Origin of the sequence: Paenibacillus caui, assembly GCF_019904135.1 — a bacterium.
Taxonomy (GTDB): Bacteria; Bacillota; Bacilli; order Paenibacillales; family Paenibacillaceae; genus Fontibacillus; species Fontibacillus caui.
In genome coordinates, this window is record NZ_JAIOGQ010000006.1 from 140113 (window position 1) to 155788 (window position 15676).

Consider the following 15676-nt stretch of genomic DNA (forward strand, 5'->3'; position numbering starts at 1 on the left):
CACCCGCAAATGACATTCCTACCTGGGCAGGCGATGTCATTTGCCGGGCGCTTTATTTTTTTTCCGAAATTCTCTCGGCGAGAGCCCCGTCAATCTGCCAAAGATTTTGCTGAAATAGCGGCTGTCCTGATACCCGACCATGCCGGCAATTTGGGAAATGGAATATTGGTCGCCCGACAGTAAAACCTTGGCATTCTCGACCCGAAGCCGTTCGATGTAGTCGGAGATATTTTCCTGAAATTCCTGCTTGAACTTCCGCGAAATGTACTCCCGGCTGATGAAGAATAGATCGGCGATATCCTGGAGCATCAAATTTTGATCATAGCTGCTGTCGATATACGCTTTAATTTCATGGATCACATGGTGATCCTTTTGCTTCCGCTCCCGCAAGGCGGCGGCCAGCTCCATGCAAGCCATGGTCAGCTCTTTCTTCCATAAGGCGATATCGAAGGTGCCTTCCTCATCGAAAGGAAACATTAGGCGCTGGTCGTTCTCCTGAAAAGGGGGCGGAGCGCCTTCCTCCAGGAACAGCTTGCTCATCAGTACATAAAGCTCGGAGCGCCAGCTGTTCAGATGCTCGGGCGTGATCGCCGCAAGGCTGTTTACGGCCTCGATCCACCTGCCGACCGCAGCTTCGATCTGCCTCTGGTTTCCGCCCCGGATGGCCAGGGAAATCCGATCACCGTAGTCGGCGAGCAGAAGTCTCACGTCATGCGCAGGTTTGTCGCCGGAAAACGTATAGAGCCGCGTTCTTCCCTGCAAATAATTGATCTCCTTCAACGTTTGCCTGGCTTCGTCAAAGGAGCTGCATAACCCTTCCGGAAAAGGCTTGACCTGTCCTGCGGCAAAATGGAAGCGGATATGCAGAATTTTCCGAAATGCTTCGTTGGCTGCGGCCAGCTTTCGCGGCAAGGACTCAAAATCGCGCAGCAGAATGAACACGATCTCATTCTCGTAACCGGTGTGCCTGAAAGCGTAGCCATTGCCCGTTTCGCCAATGACCTCGTTGCAGACGTTGGTGATCAGGAAATACAGCAAATCGGGATTGCTTTCAAACTTGGTTAACGTGCCGCGAGGCAAAGGCTCGGTGTTCAGCACGACCACCTGGCAGTGACGGATGCCGGACCAGTTAAATTCCTTGACAAGCTCCTCCTGGATCGACTTGAAGTAGGAGGGCTGGGAGAGCGCACTCGACAGCATTTTTTCCCGAAATACGGGCTTGCTCTGATTCCGCTCGACGAGCTGCCGAATATGCACCTGCAGCTTGGACTCTTCCTCCTTCCAGGCGGCAATGGCTTTATGCAGAGACTCAAGCAGCTCGTTTTGGTTGATCGGCTTCAGCAAATAGTCGATTCCGCCGTATTTCATCGTATGGCGGACATAGGGATAGTCATCATAGCCGCTAATGACGATGGTCTTGGAGCTTGGAGCATATTCGTGAATCCATTCCACCAGCGCCATGCCGTCCATTTGAGGCATCTTCATATCCGTGAAAATAATTTCCGGCTTTTCCCGCTTGATGATTTCCATCGCTGACACGCCGTCAGGCGCCTCATACAGCCGATCGATCGGGAGCGCATCCCAATCCACAAGCAATCTTATCGAATCTCTGACATCCTCTTCATCATCAACAATCAACACTTTCATTGGTTCTTTCCTCCTCCTTATCCGCAGGGAACCAGATGACAACGGCAAACCCGGAAGGCTCGCGGTTTGATATCTCAATTCGGGCCTCCTGATTAAAAAAGAGCTGGATTCTGGATACGACATTGATCAGACCGATGCTGCCGCCGGTATCGGGGGAAGCCGGAGCTCTGGACAGCTGCTTTTGCAGAAACGAAAGGCGTTCCTGCGGGATGCCGATCCCGTTGTCTTCAATCGCGATTCGTACCCCATCGTCTTCGGCCTGAACGGAGAGACGAATCTCCCAGGCTTCCTTGTTGTGTTCGAACCCGTGTTTAAAGCAGTTTTCCACAAGCGGCTGCAGGATCATTTTGGGTACTTTGACATGCAGCACCTCTTTCCCGGACTCCATCACGAAGCTCAGGCGCTGCTTGAAGCGCTGCTTCTGAAGCTCAATATAGGATTCCACATGGGTCAGTTCCTTGGACAGCGGGACGACCGACTCGTTAGTGTTCATATTATAGCGCATCATCATCCCGAGCGAAGAGGTCAGCGAATAGATTTTTGGAACGTTATTTTGCAGGGCTACCGCTCCGATCGACTGCAGCGTGTTGTAGATGAAATGCGGATTGATCTGGGCCTGAAGCGCTTTCAACTGATTGTCCTTGTTGGCCAGCTCCAGCCGAAGCTCCTGCATGATGAGCGAATCAATCGTCTCTACCATATACCGGATGGCATCCGCCAGAACGCCCACTTCGTCCGTACTTTTCGAATCGATGTCCAGCTTCAGCTTCCGCAGCTTGATTTGTTTGATGGATTTCGTCAGCTGTTTGATCGGGGACGTCAACTTGAAGGAAATATAGACAGTGGCCATAATGGCGATGATTAAAAAGGTTACCAGGACCAGCGCATTGATCATGAGCAGCTGCTGCGCATTTTTGTACAAGTACTGATCGGGAATTTGCTTGACCAGTATCCACGACTGACCGAACATCGTGATTTTTCCGTAAACGGTGATGCCTTTGAAACCGTCCTGATCCCATTCAAAATGACCCGTTTCGGCGGAAAGGCCCTGAATATGCCTCATCCATTTGTCCGCAAGCGTGCCGCCGATCTCCTCCTGACGGGAGGAATACAATACACCGCCTTTTCCATCCAGCAGGTATATATTTTCGGCTCCCCGCGTATAGAGCATATCGCAGATCCGGCGGAGATTATCAAGACTAAAGTCAATGGACATAAGCCCGATCTGCTCTTTGAGCGGCGCGCGGTAAATCGGACGATGGACCGTGAAAACAGGAGGGCCCGAAGAGAAGTCCTTCATGCCGTATCCGCCGAAAGGATGCGTCGATTCAATCACGGGATCGCTCTTCTTCACAGGAGGGACGAACCCGGGGGCCACACCCGGACTTCCTTCTACGCGCTTCAAATACCCGTTAACAAGCAGAAAAGATCGGTTCGCTTTGCCGGAGTAGAGATACACCTGCCGAATATCCTTGTCCGACTGGGCTATCCCGTGCAGGGCGGAGTAGATTTCCTGCTCCGTTTTGAAGTCGTCGTTACCGCCGATCAGAATCCCGTAAATGCTGTTGCTCATTTGGATATTGCTGTATGCGGAAAGCGAAATGTTGTTGACCAGATCGAAATAATTGCTAATGCTCATTTTTCCTTGATAGACGATGTTTGAATTCTCGCGTATGGCATCCCTTTTAAGGGATTCCTTCGTGTAAAGATAGGACAGGAGAATAGAGACCGCGATCGGCAAAATAATGGCAATGGATAAAAACGTTATCAGCTTGTTCCGGATACTGTGCTTGATAGACATGAATTTCCAGCTCATCCCTTTCCTGACAGCTTGTCCTCAGTGTAGCACCGCCTTTTTCCAAGATCAATAATTTACACAAAATCGGTCACGGCTATTTGTATTTGCCGGCTGGTCCTGTCTTTTATAATAAGAACTGCAATGAGTTAACCGTTTTCATTCGGGAGGAAGGGAGTGCGGATGAGGTGACAGCGAGAAGATGGAAATCGGGCTCGGAGTATGCGGTTTTTATAGGACCGGCGCTGGTGTTCTTTACTCTGATTGTGATCATTCCGTTCTTCATGAGCATGTACTACGCGCTGACGAACTGGAATGGAGTAAGCTCCAAAGTGACCTTTGTGGGGTTTGACAATTTTACGCATCTTGTTTCAGACAGCCTGTTTCGGAAAGATTTCTGGTTCACGGTGAAATTCACGCTGGTTTCGCTCGTTCTCATTAATTTCATCGGGTTTGGACTGGCACTGCTGCTGACCCGGGCAATGAGAGGACGAAACGTATACAGAACGATATTTTTTATGCCGAACGTGATTGGGGGGCTGCTTCTCGGGTTTATTTGGCAGTTTATCTTCGTCAAAGGATTTGCTTCGCTCGGCAGTCTGACGCATCTTCCGTTCTTCGAGCTTCCCTGGCTCGGGGACGCGCCGACGGCATTCTGGGGCCTTGTGATCGTGCAGACCTGGCAAATGGCCGGTTATGTGATGGTCATCTATATCGCGGCCTTGATGAATATTCCGAAAGAATTGCTGGAGGCCGCCCGGATCGATGGGGGTACACGGATGACCGTGCTGCGCAAAATCATTATTCCGCTCAGCATGCCCGCATTCACGGTCTGCCTGTTCCTGACGATTTCCACCTGCTTCAAGGCGTTCGACCTGAATCTGGCGCTTACGAAGGGCGGGCCGTTTAATTCGACGGAGTCTGTTGCTCTGAATATTTATTATGAAGCGTTCCGCAACAATAATTATGGCCTTGGAACCGCCAAGGCGCTGGTGTTCTTCATTATCGTAGCGCTAGTGACGACCGCCCAGGTGATTTATACCAAGCGGAAGGAGGTGCAGGCTTAATGGACCGGCCCGTTGCACATGTTTCGTCATCTTCCGTGGCACTAGACAAGAAACGGGGCAGGAAGCTGGCGGTCCGTCCCGGGAAAATGATTTTGCATATGTTCACGCTGATCCTGGCTATCCTGTTTCTTGTTCCGTTCTATTACGTTATCATCAACTCCGTGAAGGAGTATGCGGCGATTTTGTCGAATTCATCAGCGCTGCCGTCGCCCGTTATTCTGGACAACTTTCGGAAGGCATGGACCATTATGGATTTTCCGAAAGTGTTCGCCAATTCGGTTATGATTACCGTGTTCAGCAATATAGGACTGATCGTGATGAGCTCCATGGCAGCCTATAAAATGGTGCGTTCTCCGGGGAAAATAGTTTCGTTTCTGTTCATCCTTTTTACGGCGGCAATGGTCATTCCCTTTCAGTCGATCATGATTACGCTGGTGAAGGTTGCGAACATGGCGGATCTGATCAACAGCAGAACAGGGCTGATCATCTGTTATTTTGGCTTCGGCCTGCCTCTGAATCTGTTTCTGTATCACGGGTTTATCAAATCTATTTCCAGGGAAATTGAGGAGTCGGCGGTAGTGGACGGCTGCAGCACCTATGGCGTATTCTGGAGGATCGTCTTCCCTCTGCTGAAGCCGATGACCGTCACGATTGTGCTGCTGAACAGCCTGTGGATTTGGAACGACTATTTGCTGCCGTCCCTGATTCTAAACGGCAAGGAGTTACAGACGATTCCGCTGGCTACCTATAATTTCTTCGGCCAATACACCAAACAATGGGATCTTGCTCTGGCCGCGCTGGTGCTGGGCGTAGCCCCGATCGTACTGCTGTTTCTGTTCATGCAGAAACAAATTGTGGAAGGAATTACGGCCGGATCTGTAAAAGGATAAGAAGAAGGAAATTTTGTGGCAGATTATACTGATTATGCAGTATCTCGTCCATCTAATCCAATTAGGGAGGCTTACCAGATGAGAAGATCAAAACGTTTCATGCTCGGCATTTTCACCCTGCTACTCGTGCTGATCGTTTCGGCGTGCGGCGGCAGCGGCAATGGCAATCAAACTCAAAGCTCTTCATCCGGAAATGAAAACGCTGACAGCGGAAGCTCCGGAAAAACGGTCAAATTGTACAATTTTAAAGTAGAAGTGGCCGAGCAACTGAATCAGCTGGCTGCCGAATATGAGAAAGAAACCGGGGTTAAGGTCATCCCCGAAACCTGCGGCGGCGGCTGCGACTACAGCGCCGGGCTGAAAACCAAGTTCAGTTCCGGCGACGAGCCTGACATTTTCTTTGTGGCGGGTTTTAGCGACCTTGATTTGTGGCAGGAGCATCTTGAGGATTTGTCCGATCAGCCTTGGGTGAGCGACATGGTTGATCTGGCAAAGCCTCCGATTACCAAGGAGGACAAAATTTACGGGATGCCGCTGGGGCTTGAAGGATGGGGATTTATCTATAATAAAGACCTGTTCAATAAAGCGGGAATTACCCAGCCGCCGAAAACGCTGAGCCAACTGAAGGACGCTGCAGAGAAGCTGAAAGCGGCAGGCATCACCCCGTTTGAGAACGGTTATGCCGAATGGTGGGTGCTCGGGAACCATCTCGTCAATGTCGGTTTTGCCCAGCAGCAGGACCCTGTCGGCTATATCGAGGACGTTAAATCCGCCAAAGCTAAAATCCCCGGGAATGAAACGCTGAACGAGTGGGCCAACCTGGTTGATCTGACCGTTCAATACGGACAGAAGAACCCGCTGCAGACCGACTATAACACGCAGGTAACGGATTTTGCCAATGGCAAGGCAGCCATGATGCAGCAAGGCGTCTGGACACAGCTGCAGATCGACAAGATCCATCCGGATCTGAATATCGGTTTTCTTCCGATGCCGATCAACGATAATGAGCAGGCGATGGATAAGCTGCAGGTCGGCGTGCCGAACTACTGGGTCGTGAACAAAAATTCCAAGGCGAAGGATGAAGCCAAGGTATTCCTGAACTGGATGGTTACCTCCGATGCCGGGAAGAAATTCCTTGTTGACGATGCCAAGTTTATTCCGGCCTTCAAGAGCATTAACGCGAGCAGCGAGCAGCTTGGACCTTTGGCGGCGGATATTCTGACTTACACCAAAGAAGGCAAGACCCTTCCATGGTTATGGCAGCGTTATCCGGGCTATGAGGCCAATACTTCTCAAATGGCCAGCCAGATTCAGGCTTATATCGGCAAGCAGATTACTAAGGATCAAATGTTTACCGAGTTCCAAAATATTTGGAACAGCTTTTCCGGCAAGTAAAAAAAGAGCCGTTCCCGGTCATCTTCGTGGCCTGGAAACGGCTCTTTTATACATGTGTTATCTTCGTGGGGACGATGAACGCCTGCTTACGCCTGCACGACGTCCAGATCAGCCTTGCTTTTGAACGCCTCGGTATCGTTCTCGCCAAGGATTTTCCCGGTAATGACGCCGGCGGTGATGGAGTCGTTGACGTTCAGGGCGGTACGGCCCATATCGATCAGCGGTTCGACCGAGATCAGCAAACCTGCCAGCGCCACTGGTAAATTCATCGTCGACAGGACGATCAGCGAAGCGAAGGTCGCTCCCCCGCCGACCCCGGCTACACCAAACGAACTGATCGTAACGACGAGGATCAGCGTCAGAATGAAGTCCCAGCTAATCGGATTGATACCGACTGTCGGCGCGATCATGACGGCCAGCATGGCCGGGTAAATGCCGGCGCAGCCGTTCTGCCCGATCGTTGCGCCAAACGTAGCCGACAAATTGGCTACTCCCTCCGGCACGCCCAGTCGTTTGGTTTGGGTCTCTACATTGAGCGGAATCGTTGCCGCACTGGAACGCGATGTAAAGGCAAACACAAGCGTTGGCAGCACTTTGCGCACATACTGCACCGGGTTGTATCCGAACAGCGCCAGCAGGATCAGGTGAATGATGAACATCACGATCAGCGCTACGTAGGAAGCTCCTACAAACTTGATCAGCTTCAGTATTTCTTCCGCGTTTGTCGTGGCCGCCACCTTCGTGATGAGCGCCAGAATCCCGTACGGCGTCAATCTCAATACCAAAGTGACGATACGCATAACTACCGCGTATACGGATTCCACTATTTTACGGAACAAATCGGCCTGCTCGGGTTTCTTCTTGTCCAAGCCAAGAACCGCTACTCCAATAAAGGCGGAGAAAATAACGACCGCCAGCGTGGAGGTACTGCGCGCTCCGGTCATATCCGCAAACGGATTCGTCGGGATAAAGTCGAGGACTTGCTGCGGAATCGTTTTGTCTTCCACATCGACGAGACGTTCCTCCAGGGAAGCGCCCCGCTGCTTCTCCTTGTCTCCCGCCGTGATTTCGATCGCTTTCAGATCGAAGCTAAGGCTGGTTGCGATGCTGACTGAAGCGGCGATCGCCGTCGTAACGAGCAGCACGGCAATGATCAGTCCGCTCATTTTGCCCAGGTTTTGCTTGCCTTTCAAGTTCATGATCGCGGAAATGATCGACACCATGATCAGCGGGATCACCACCATTTGCAGAAGGCCGACGTAACCGCGGCCTACGAGGTTAAACCAGTCGCTGGATTGCGAAATGACCTCCGAACCCGCTCCGTACAGCAGCTGCAGGACAACCCCGAACACGAGTCCGAGCCCCAGCCCGGTAAACACCCGTTTTGTAAAAGAAATGTGCTTCTTCTGCATCCATAACAGAACGCCGATCAGAACAAGCATAACAGCTACATTAATGCCGATACGCAAAGCATCCATAATACTTCATTTCCCCCTTGAATTATGCATAATGTCGTAACTGATTACGATAAGGAGGACAGCAGCCCCTATCGATTTACAGACATTATAATATCACAAATCCAATTATTTTAATAGGATTAATTATAACGTAATATGTTATGTTTTGGTCATACCGCTGCAGTTGCCGATGCCGGTCCCAATGCAAAACTTTCCGGCTCTCTCCCGCGATCGATTGCTTCTTCCGTTTCTTTCCAAGCCCAGGGTCTTACTTCTCCTCCGTCTTAGGTCCAGGTCCAAAAACCGCCGATAGTCGGTTTCTGAAATGCTTTCACTCCGTTTACAATTACAGGAGCGAAAGTTCAAATACATAATCAAACACAGAGTGGAAGGGGAAAACAACTGAAATGGTAAGATTGACGAAATGGGCTTTTTCAAACAAAGCTGCGGTTGGGCTGCTGATTGTCATGGCCCTCGTAGTCGGGGTGATCAGCTATACATCGCTCCCGATGGAATTTATGCCGGAGGCGGATAATCCGCAAGTCACGATTACGGCGCTCGGACCAGGGCAGAACGCACATGCTATGGAGAGCGGAGTAACGAAGCCGATTGAGCAGGCTGTTGGCGGTGTGAAGGGCAAGACCGGAATGTTCTCCACCTCCGGGGACGGATATGCTCAGGTTAATATGAATTTTGACTCTAAAACCAATATGAAGGATGCGACGCAGGAGGTTCAGAAAGCGATCGATTCTCTGCAGCTTCCGCAGGGCGTGATGAAGCCTTTCGTCCTTCAGCTCAACACCTCGATGATCCCGGTTTCCGAGGTTACCATTTCGTTTAAGGACGGTTTAACGGAAGCCAACGTCAAAACTGCTGAAGAAGAGATTATTCCGGCGCTGCAGAAAATTAAAGGGGTAGCCAATGTCAGCCTTTACGGAAAACCGTTGTCCGTTGTGAGCGTCAAGGCAGACCCGCAAAAAATGGCAGCCAAAGGAGTGGCCTACCCGCAGCTCATGACGGTGCTTCAAGGCAAAACCGTATCGGCTTCGATCGGAGAGCAGACGATCGGCGGGCAAGCGGGCAACGTGAACGTCACGGCAACCGTAGATAGCGTCGATACGCTCAAGAAGCTGCCGGTTGCGGCGGGCGTTGCCCTACAGGATGTCGCTTCGGTCGAGTTGAAGCAGCAGAAGGAGAGCATCAGCCGTTCCAACGGCAAGGATGTATTGTTTGCCATTGTAACCAAGGAAGCCAACGCGAATGCCGTGGATGTCGGCAAGAAGGTGCAGAAAGAGGCCGAAAATCTCAGCAAAACGGTTAATAATGCGGAAGTTGCAGTCGTATTCAGCACTTCGGATATGGTCGTTGATTCGGTAAACAGCATGATGCGAGAAGTGCTCATGGGCGCTTTGTTCGCCACAATCGTCATTCTGCTGTTCCTTCGCAACCTGCGGGCAACATTGGTAACGGCAGTCGCCATTCCTTTGTCGCTTGCCGTTACGCTCTACCTGCTGGATATGTCCGGCATTACCTTGAATATTATTACGCTTGGGGCCGTTGCTGTTGCGGTCGGACGGCTGGTGGACGACAGTATCGTTGTGATCGAGAACATTTACAGAAGGCTGCAGAAAGAGCCCTTCTCTTTGGATATGATCATCAGTTCAACGAAGGAAGTCGCAGGAGCTATTACTTCCTCGACCATTGCTACAGTTGCCGTATTCCTGCCTATGGGTCTATTGCGCGGTTCGCTGCAAGCCTTTCTGCTGCCGTTTGCCCTGACGGTTACTTACTCGCTGCTGACCAGTCTTGTAGTCGCCATGACGGTAGTTCCTCTGCTGAGCTCCTGGATGCTGAGAAACTCGCATCTCCGTGAGCCCAAGCCGTCTGCCCGGTTTGCCTCGTTTCTGAGATGGAACCTTAAGTTTAAGTGGATTACTTTAACGGTAACGCTGATTGTGTTTGCCGGCTCCATTGCGGCCTATATAACGATGCCCAAGGCTGCTCTCGATTCTTCGGACGCCGAATTTGTTGCGGTCCAGCTCAGCTATCCGAGTGATGTGCCTGTCAGAAATGTGCTGGAGAAGGGAAAACAGCTTGAGCAGGATTTGATCAAACAGGAAGAGGTTAAGACTGTTCTGCTTAGTTCCGGAAACAGCTCCGACTCGGCGCAGTGGGGAAATGTCTCCTCCCTTACACAAGTCAGCTTTACGATCGCCGTCAAGGAAGGCGCCAACGCGCAAAAGCTGATTGACCATGTACTGGCGCAAAAAGATAAATACGAGGGCGCAACGCTGACCGCCAATGAGTCAGGTATTTTTGGCGGCAGCCAAACGGTCGAGTACATCGATATTGTCGGTGACGATCTCAATGCCCTAAGTTCGGTTGCAGCCAAAGTTGAAAGTGGAATAAAAGGGCTGGATGGGGTACAAAAGGTCTCCAGCAATATGGAGGAGACGAAGCCCGTATTTACATTTAATGTGGATCCGTCCCAGGCGGGCGGTCAGGAAATTGTCCAGCAGCTTGGAGCGATGCTGAGACCGATGCCGCTCGGACAAATCGAACTGAACGGCAACTCGGCCAATGTAATGCTTGAGCCTATGGTGCAGCCAAAAACCGAGCAGGATTTGAACGGAATGACGATCATGACTGCTGGGGGGCCGGTTCCGATTTCAAAACTGGCTAAGCTTGAAGTGAATAATGAACCAAGTCTGCTGTATCACAAGGATGGAAAAACTTATGTGCGCGTTTCCGCAGAGGTGGATCCGAAGAAGGTATCCGTTGTCGGGGCCGACATTAAAAAGCAGACAGACAAGATTGAGCTCCCGAAAGGCGTAACGCTGTTTGCAGGAGGGGCGTCTGCGGATCAGGCTGGAGACTTCAGCGACCTGGGCATGACGGCTTTGATTTCCATCGGGCTTGTCTACCTGATTATGGTGCTCACGTTTAAAACGCTTCGCGCTCCGCTGGCTATTATGTTCTCGCTGCCGCTGGCTGCTATTGGAGCGATTGTCGGACTGCTTGTATCCGGAGTTTCACCGGATTTCACCGCCTTGTTCGGCGCCCTGATGCTGATCGGTATCGTCGTAACCAATGCCATCGTGCTGATTGACCGCATCAAGCATAACGAACAGCATATGACGATTCGTGAATCGATTATTGAAGCGGCCAGTGTGCGGATGCGTCCGATCCTGATGACAGCGATCGCGACCATATGCGCCATGCTTCCGCTATTGTTCCGGCAATCCGAGCAGGGAAGCATCGTGTCGCAAAGTCTTGCCATCGTGGTTATTGGCGGCTTGACGACGGCAACGCTTCTGACATTGTTCGTGGTTCCGGCCATGTATGAACTGCTTCACTTCCATAAGTCGGCCAAACAGCGGAAGCAGGCTAAATCCGTTTCGGCTGCAGCTCAGGATGCATAACTTTTAAACAGTAAGCTGGTTTAGCTCATCAGCAAGGAGGCCCCGAAATTCTGCCGTAAAGGCGGGTTTCGGGGCTTTTTTTTTCAAAATCGCGGGCGACAACGAAAGAACGTCAAATCCAAAGTGTATTGGAAAAAACAGTTGACGAAAACTAATAACATTAGTTATTATTAAACTAATCTTATTAGTTTTGTCTGGGAGGAGAAGAAAATGCGTGTGATAAAAGAAGGAAATCTATATCAGCTCACGTTTCTGCCTCGTATTTTTCCTGTGAATTGTTACTTTGTGGAAGAAGAAGAAGGGCTGACTTTAATTGATGCGGCTCTTCCTTACAGTGCAAAAGGAATTTTGCAGGCAGCTTTTAAATTGGGGAAACCCATCGCCCGCATTTTGCTGACTCATGCTCATGGCGATCATCTGGGAGCGCTGGATACGCTGAAGCAGGCTTTGCCGGATGTTCCCGTTCATATTTCACGCAGGGATTCCCGGCTGCTCGTTGGAGACCTGTCCCTGGATCCGGGCGAAGCGGACACCCCTATCAAGGGCGATGTTCCGAAGCCGGGTAAAATACAAACCAAGCCGGATATTTTGCTGGAGGATGGCGATCAGATCGGTTCTTTGGTCACGATTAGTTCTCCGGGTCATACGCCGGGATCGGTGTCCTTTTATGACAAGCGAAACGGTGTATTGATTGCCGGGGATGCTTTTCAAACTAGAAGCGGAATCGCTGTAGCCGGTCAGGTGCGCCCCTTGTTTCCGTTTCCCGCGATGGCGACCTGGAGCAAACAGGTTTCTCTGGAAAGCGCACGCAAGCTGGAGCAATTGAAGCCCACGCTTTTGGCCGTCGGTCACGGAGAACTGTTAAAGCAGCCTGGTAACGCCATAAACCGGGCTATTGCAGAAGCGGAAAGAAATCTTGGAGAATATAACACGGTCAAATCGTAAACGAGGAGTTGAAGATGGATGTCGCCTAGATTGGGTCTTGATTTGTTGCAGATCTTGCAGGCCGCTGCTGAAATCGCCGATACGAACGGACTGGATGCAGTGACACTGGCTTCGCTTGCCAAAAAGCTGGGTATTCGCCCGCCTTCCTTATACAACCACATCGATGGGCTCCCTGGCTTGCGGCACAAGCTTGCGGTTTATGGGATGAAGCGATTGAACGAAGCAATGACTTTCGCGGCGGTTGGGCGTTCGGAAGACGATGCGGTTCATGCCATTGCCAAAGCTTATATCACCTTTGCCCGGGAGCATCCGGGATTGTATGACGCCACGGTTCGCGCTGCGGATTGGCAGGATCCGGAGACGCAGAAGGCAGGCGAGGAACCGATTGAATTAATCGTTCGGATCTTCCGTGTCTATGGGCTGGAAGGAGATGCCGCAATTCATATCGTCCGCGGTCTGCGCAGCATTCTTCACGGATTCTCGGCGCTTGCGCGAACGGGGAATTTTAATATCCCGCTTCATCCGGACGACAGTCTTGAACTGCTCATTGATATATTTCTTGCAGGCATCCGTTCCAAATCGGCTAACAAAGCATAAGCTTAAAGCTCGTTCACGGACTTGTTTGACGCAAAAAGAATAATGCCGGAGGCAAAAACATGGAGATTATCAAATATGCCAATTTAGCGGTTCGGTTTATTTTGGAATTATGTTTGTTAGCCTCTTTAGGCTACTGGGGCTTCCATTCCGGGAAGAACGGGATTGTGCAAGCATTGCTCGGTATAGGAACGCCGCTGCTTGCTGCTGTAATCTGGGGAACTTTCCTTTCCCCCAAAGCCGCAGTTTCTATCGCCCCTTCCCTCCAGCTGATCATGGAAATTGTTCTCTTCGGGCTGGCCGCCGCAGCTCTCTATGCCGCCGGCCGGCTGGGCCTAGGCGCTGTTCTTGTCGTGGCCTATGCCGTGAACCGATTGCTGATTTATGTCTGGGATCAGTGACGAAAGGACGCCGAAAGGCGTTTTTTTACTCCAAACATCTTTCATTCACCTTTTCTTCATATTGCTTCAGGTCTATACAAGAGCAAATTCGGCTTCCAGTAAACTGGACTCAAAGTGTAGGTACGTTCGGGTTCGGGTAAGCAGAAACTTTCCCCCTTTTTGTCCTGTACTATTTTCCTGTTTTAAAGAAGATCTTAGGAGAGATCACAGCAGGTTAGGGTTATGATTCAGCCTTTGTATATTTTTGGGACATGATCAAGCGGATCTCAAAATTTTGATTCATAAAATTTCGACGGAACAATTTCAATAATAGGCTCTTCGGATTTTGTAGTGGAATGATCTCTTGGCAAAATCCATTATTACAAGATAATGGAAAGAAACAAAGTGAATAGTAGACGCATACAGCGTAGGAAGAGGTGAAGTCATGGAAGTAGCCGATCCGGAAGAAGTAAAGTTTCTCGCCAATCTGAAAAAGATGATTCAAACAGCAAACAATGCTGCCGAGCGTAAGAACTACCAGCATGGGCAGATAGAGTTAGGTGCGATTGCACGGGTGATGGATGCCCAAAGCATAGAATCTGTACCTCCGGGAGCGGAACGGGTAATTGGAGCCTATTATGAGCGAATGACTGGCCGCAAAGCATATTACTGACGCATATAGCGAAGGAGGAATTGAATATATGGGGTATTCGGATTTTATGGTGGAATGATAGCAATTCCGAATCCATTTTTGAGGGTTAATGGAAATTTTATAATGAGAGGAGCACGCAAATTTTGAAACAATTATTTATTGTAGAAATGTGGGATACCATCCCCCTAGTATCTATCCGTGCGGGTGAATACGAAAAAATTTTAGAAGAATCGGAAAAGTGCGCCATTGAAACGGAGAAGCATTCTGTTAAAGTTACTCCCATCGAAGAGGTAGATGGATATAAGATCGTACTTACTAAAGCTGAGGAAAAATAAATAGGAATTAGTTTAGATTTAATTGGAAATTTAAACTGTCGATTCCACCATAAAATCCGAATACCCCAATAATATAACTCGCCTCTATTGTTAAAACTTTCTTTGTACGGTTCAACGTTCATCTTGCATTCCGCTAAATCATTCTTGGTACCTCAGGCGTTCTTCCGTAGGGACGACCGGCCAATCACGGAACTGCGTGAATCTATACGCATCTTCTTAACGAAATCGTTAAGAATTGATCCCAGTATACGGTTGAGAAATGAGACCTTTATCTAAATCGTCATCCTACTTGTGCAACATTTTGATTTTAATTGCGTCTAAATAAATGCAATAATATTGAAATTATGCATTATAAAGTGTTTTTATAGATTGGCTTGTAAATCCTAATATACTTCAAGTTCACTACTTTTCTATATAATCGCACAAACTTAAAAAAATATTACCTCTTTATGGTTGAAAGTCTATTTATTTTATTTTATCCTATAATTAACAATATAGGGAGGGATAATATAATGATGAATATTAAGAAACTGACTAGTTCTTTTCTTGTAGCGTTAGTAGTCGTTGTAATGTTAATTAACACGGCTCTTCGCTCTACTGGGTGGGTACAATGTTGAATGTTAGTTTCATAACCCCTTCCGCCTTTAAGAGATTTTCAGATGTTGAAACAGCCCTCAAGGAAAGAACTTGACCGCTGTTTCAACATCTGAAGCGGGGTAATAAGGCGGTAAGGGGAATTATGCTCGGCGTGCCGCGAGCCCCGGAAGACGGAGCTTATTGGCGGTCATGTAGACCATCGCGATCAAGTTTTCTACGTTGCGGTAGCCTCTGGCTCGACGTTTGGCTGCTTGTACAAGACCATTTATGCCTTCGAGCAAGCCATTCGTCATCTTGCTGTGGAACCATCGTAAGATTCCTTCTTCATGTTGCTTAATGGTTTTGGCCAAGTTCATCATAGGCGGGAGCTGGGAACGTGTAGCCCAGCCGATCCACTCCCGAAGATAGACATCTGCAAAGATGTGGGGTGTCGTCCAAAGTTCCTGCAGGGCCAGCTTCAATCGGTATGCCCGTCCGGTCAGCAGATTAGTATCCTTTAG

13 protein-coding genes are annotated in these 15676 nt (G+C 49.7%); 9 read left to right on the forward strand and 4 right to left on the reverse strand.

Annotation, left to right across the window (positions count from 1 at the left end):
- Positions 1-36: 36 nt before the first annotated feature.
- Complete coding sequence (locus K7397_RS05645; protein WP_223066963.1) at positions 37-1647, reverse strand: response regulator; 1611 nt, start codon at positions 1645-1647, stop codon at positions 37-39.
- Entirely contained in the window at positions 1628-3448 is a 1821-nt protein-coding gene (locus K7397_RS05650; protein ID WP_223066964.1) for a cache domain-containing sensor histidine kinase, read from the reverse strand. Before K7397_RS05650 ends, K7397_RS05645 begins: the two co-directional genes overlap by 20 nt.
- Before the next feature lie 182 nt (positions 3449-3630).
- Here K7397_RS05650 and K7397_RS05655 point away from each other — a divergent pair, with 182 nt between their 5' ends.
- The 3 genes from K7397_RS05655 (at position 3631) to K7397_RS05665 (ending at position 6794) form a co-directional block, all read left to right on the forward strand.
- Entirely contained in the window at positions 3631-4509 is an 879-nt protein-coding gene (locus K7397_RS05655) for a carbohydrate ABC transporter permease (RefSeq protein ID WP_337926676.1), read from the forward strand.
- 86 nt (positions 4510-4595) lie between these two features.
- The gene (locus K7397_RS05660; RefSeq protein ID WP_223066988.1) at positions 4596-5399 is read left to right on the forward strand and encodes a carbohydrate ABC transporter permease; all 804 of its coding nucleotides are present in this window, start codon (positions 4596-4598) and stop codon (positions 5397-5399) included.
- Positions 5400-5477: 78 nt separating this feature from the next.
- Positions 5478-6794, forward strand: a complete 1317-nt coding sequence (locus K7397_RS05665) for an ABC transporter substrate-binding protein (RefSeq protein WP_223066965.1) — start codon at positions 5478-5480, stop codon at positions 6792-6794.
- An 86-nt stretch (positions 6795-6880) separates the two neighbouring features.
- Here the strand turns inward: K7397_RS05665 and K7397_RS05670 are convergent, their stop codons facing one another.
- Positions 6881-8272, reverse strand: a complete 1392-nt coding sequence (locus K7397_RS05670) for an L-cystine transporter (RefSeq protein WP_223066966.1) — start codon at positions 8270-8272, stop codon at positions 6881-6883.
- Between the two features lie 386 nt (positions 8273-8658).
- Here K7397_RS05670 and K7397_RS05675 point away from each other — a divergent pair, with 386 nt between their 5' ends.
- From K7397_RS05675 to K7397_RS05700, 6 genes are all read left to right on the forward strand, one after another.
- Complete coding sequence (locus K7397_RS05675) at positions 8659-11673, forward strand: efflux RND transporter permease subunit (protein WP_223066967.1); 3015 nt, start codon at positions 8659-8661, stop codon at positions 11671-11673.
- Between the two features lie 210 nt (positions 11674-11883).
- Positions 11884-12618: an MBL fold metallo-hydrolase gene (locus tag K7397_RS05680; protein WP_223066968.1), complete on the forward strand. Its 735-nt coding sequence runs from the start codon at positions 11884-11886 to the stop codon at positions 12616-12618.
- Positions 12619-12636: 18 nt separating this feature from the next.
- On the forward strand, positions 12637-13215 hold the full coding sequence (locus tag K7397_RS05685; protein WP_223066969.1) for a TetR/AcrR family transcriptional regulator: 579 nt from the start codon (positions 12637-12639) through the stop codon (positions 13213-13215).
- A 59-nt stretch (positions 13216-13274) separates the two neighbouring features.
- Positions 13275-13613 carry a YrdB family protein gene (locus K7397_RS05690; protein ID WP_237690699.1) on the forward strand — a complete coding sequence of 113 codons (339 nt, stop codon included), beginning with the start codon at positions 13275-13277 and terminating at the stop codon, positions 13611-13613.
- 424 nt (positions 13614-14037) lie between these two features.
- Positions 14038-14265, forward strand: coding sequence for a hypothetical protein (locus K7397_RS05695; protein WP_223066970.1), 228 nt, complete (start codon positions 14038-14040; stop codon positions 14263-14265).
- Positions 14266-14387: 122 nt separating this feature from the next.
- Positions 14388-14579, forward strand: a complete 192-nt coding sequence (locus K7397_RS05700) for a hypothetical protein (protein WP_223066971.1) — start codon at positions 14388-14390, stop codon at positions 14577-14579.
- A gap of 737 nt (positions 14580-15316) precedes the next feature.
- Here K7397_RS05700 and K7397_RS05705 read toward each other — a convergent pair.
- On the reverse strand, positions 15317-15676 hold a 360-nt coding region (locus K7397_RS05705; RefSeq protein WP_223066972.1), incomplete at its 5' end, for a transposase.

Coding starts and splice junctions, on each gene's coding strand:
- K7397_RS05645 (WP_223066963.1), bottom strand. CDS start 1,647: ATGAAAGTGTTGATTGTTGATGATGAAGAGGATGTCAGAGATTCGATA.
- K7397_RS05650 (WP_223066964.1), bottom strand. CDS start 3,448: ATGTCTATCAAGCACAGTATCCGGAACAAGCTGATAACGTTTTTATCC.
- K7397_RS05660 (WP_223066988.1), top strand. CDS start 4,596: ATGATTTTGCATATGTTCACGCTGATCCTGGCTATCCTGTTTCTTGTT.
- K7397_RS05665 (WP_223066965.1), top strand. CDS start 5,478: ATGAGAAGATCAAAACGTTTCATGCTCGGCATTTTCACCCTGCTACTC.
- K7397_RS05670 (WP_223066966.1), bottom strand. CDS start 8,272: ATGGATGCTTTGCGTATCGGCATTAATGTAGCTGTTATGCTTGTTCTG.
- K7397_RS05675 (WP_223066967.1), top strand. CDS start 8,659: ATGGTAAGATTGACGAAATGGGCTTTTTCAAACAAAGCTGCGGTTGGG.
- K7397_RS05680 (WP_223066968.1), top strand. CDS start 11,884: ATGCGTGTGATAAAAGAAGGAAATCTATATCAGCTCACGTTTCTGCCT.
- K7397_RS05685 (WP_223066969.1), top strand. CDS start 12,637: ATGTCGCCTAGATTGGGTCTTGATTTGTTGCAGATCTTGCAGGCCGCT.
- K7397_RS05690 (WP_237690699.1), top strand. CDS start 13,275: ATGGAGATTATCAAATATGCCAATTTAGCGGTTCGGTTTATTTTGGAA.
- K7397_RS05695 (WP_223066970.1), top strand. CDS start 14,038: ATGGAAGTAGCCGATCCGGAAGAAGTAAAGTTTCTCGCCAATCTGAAA.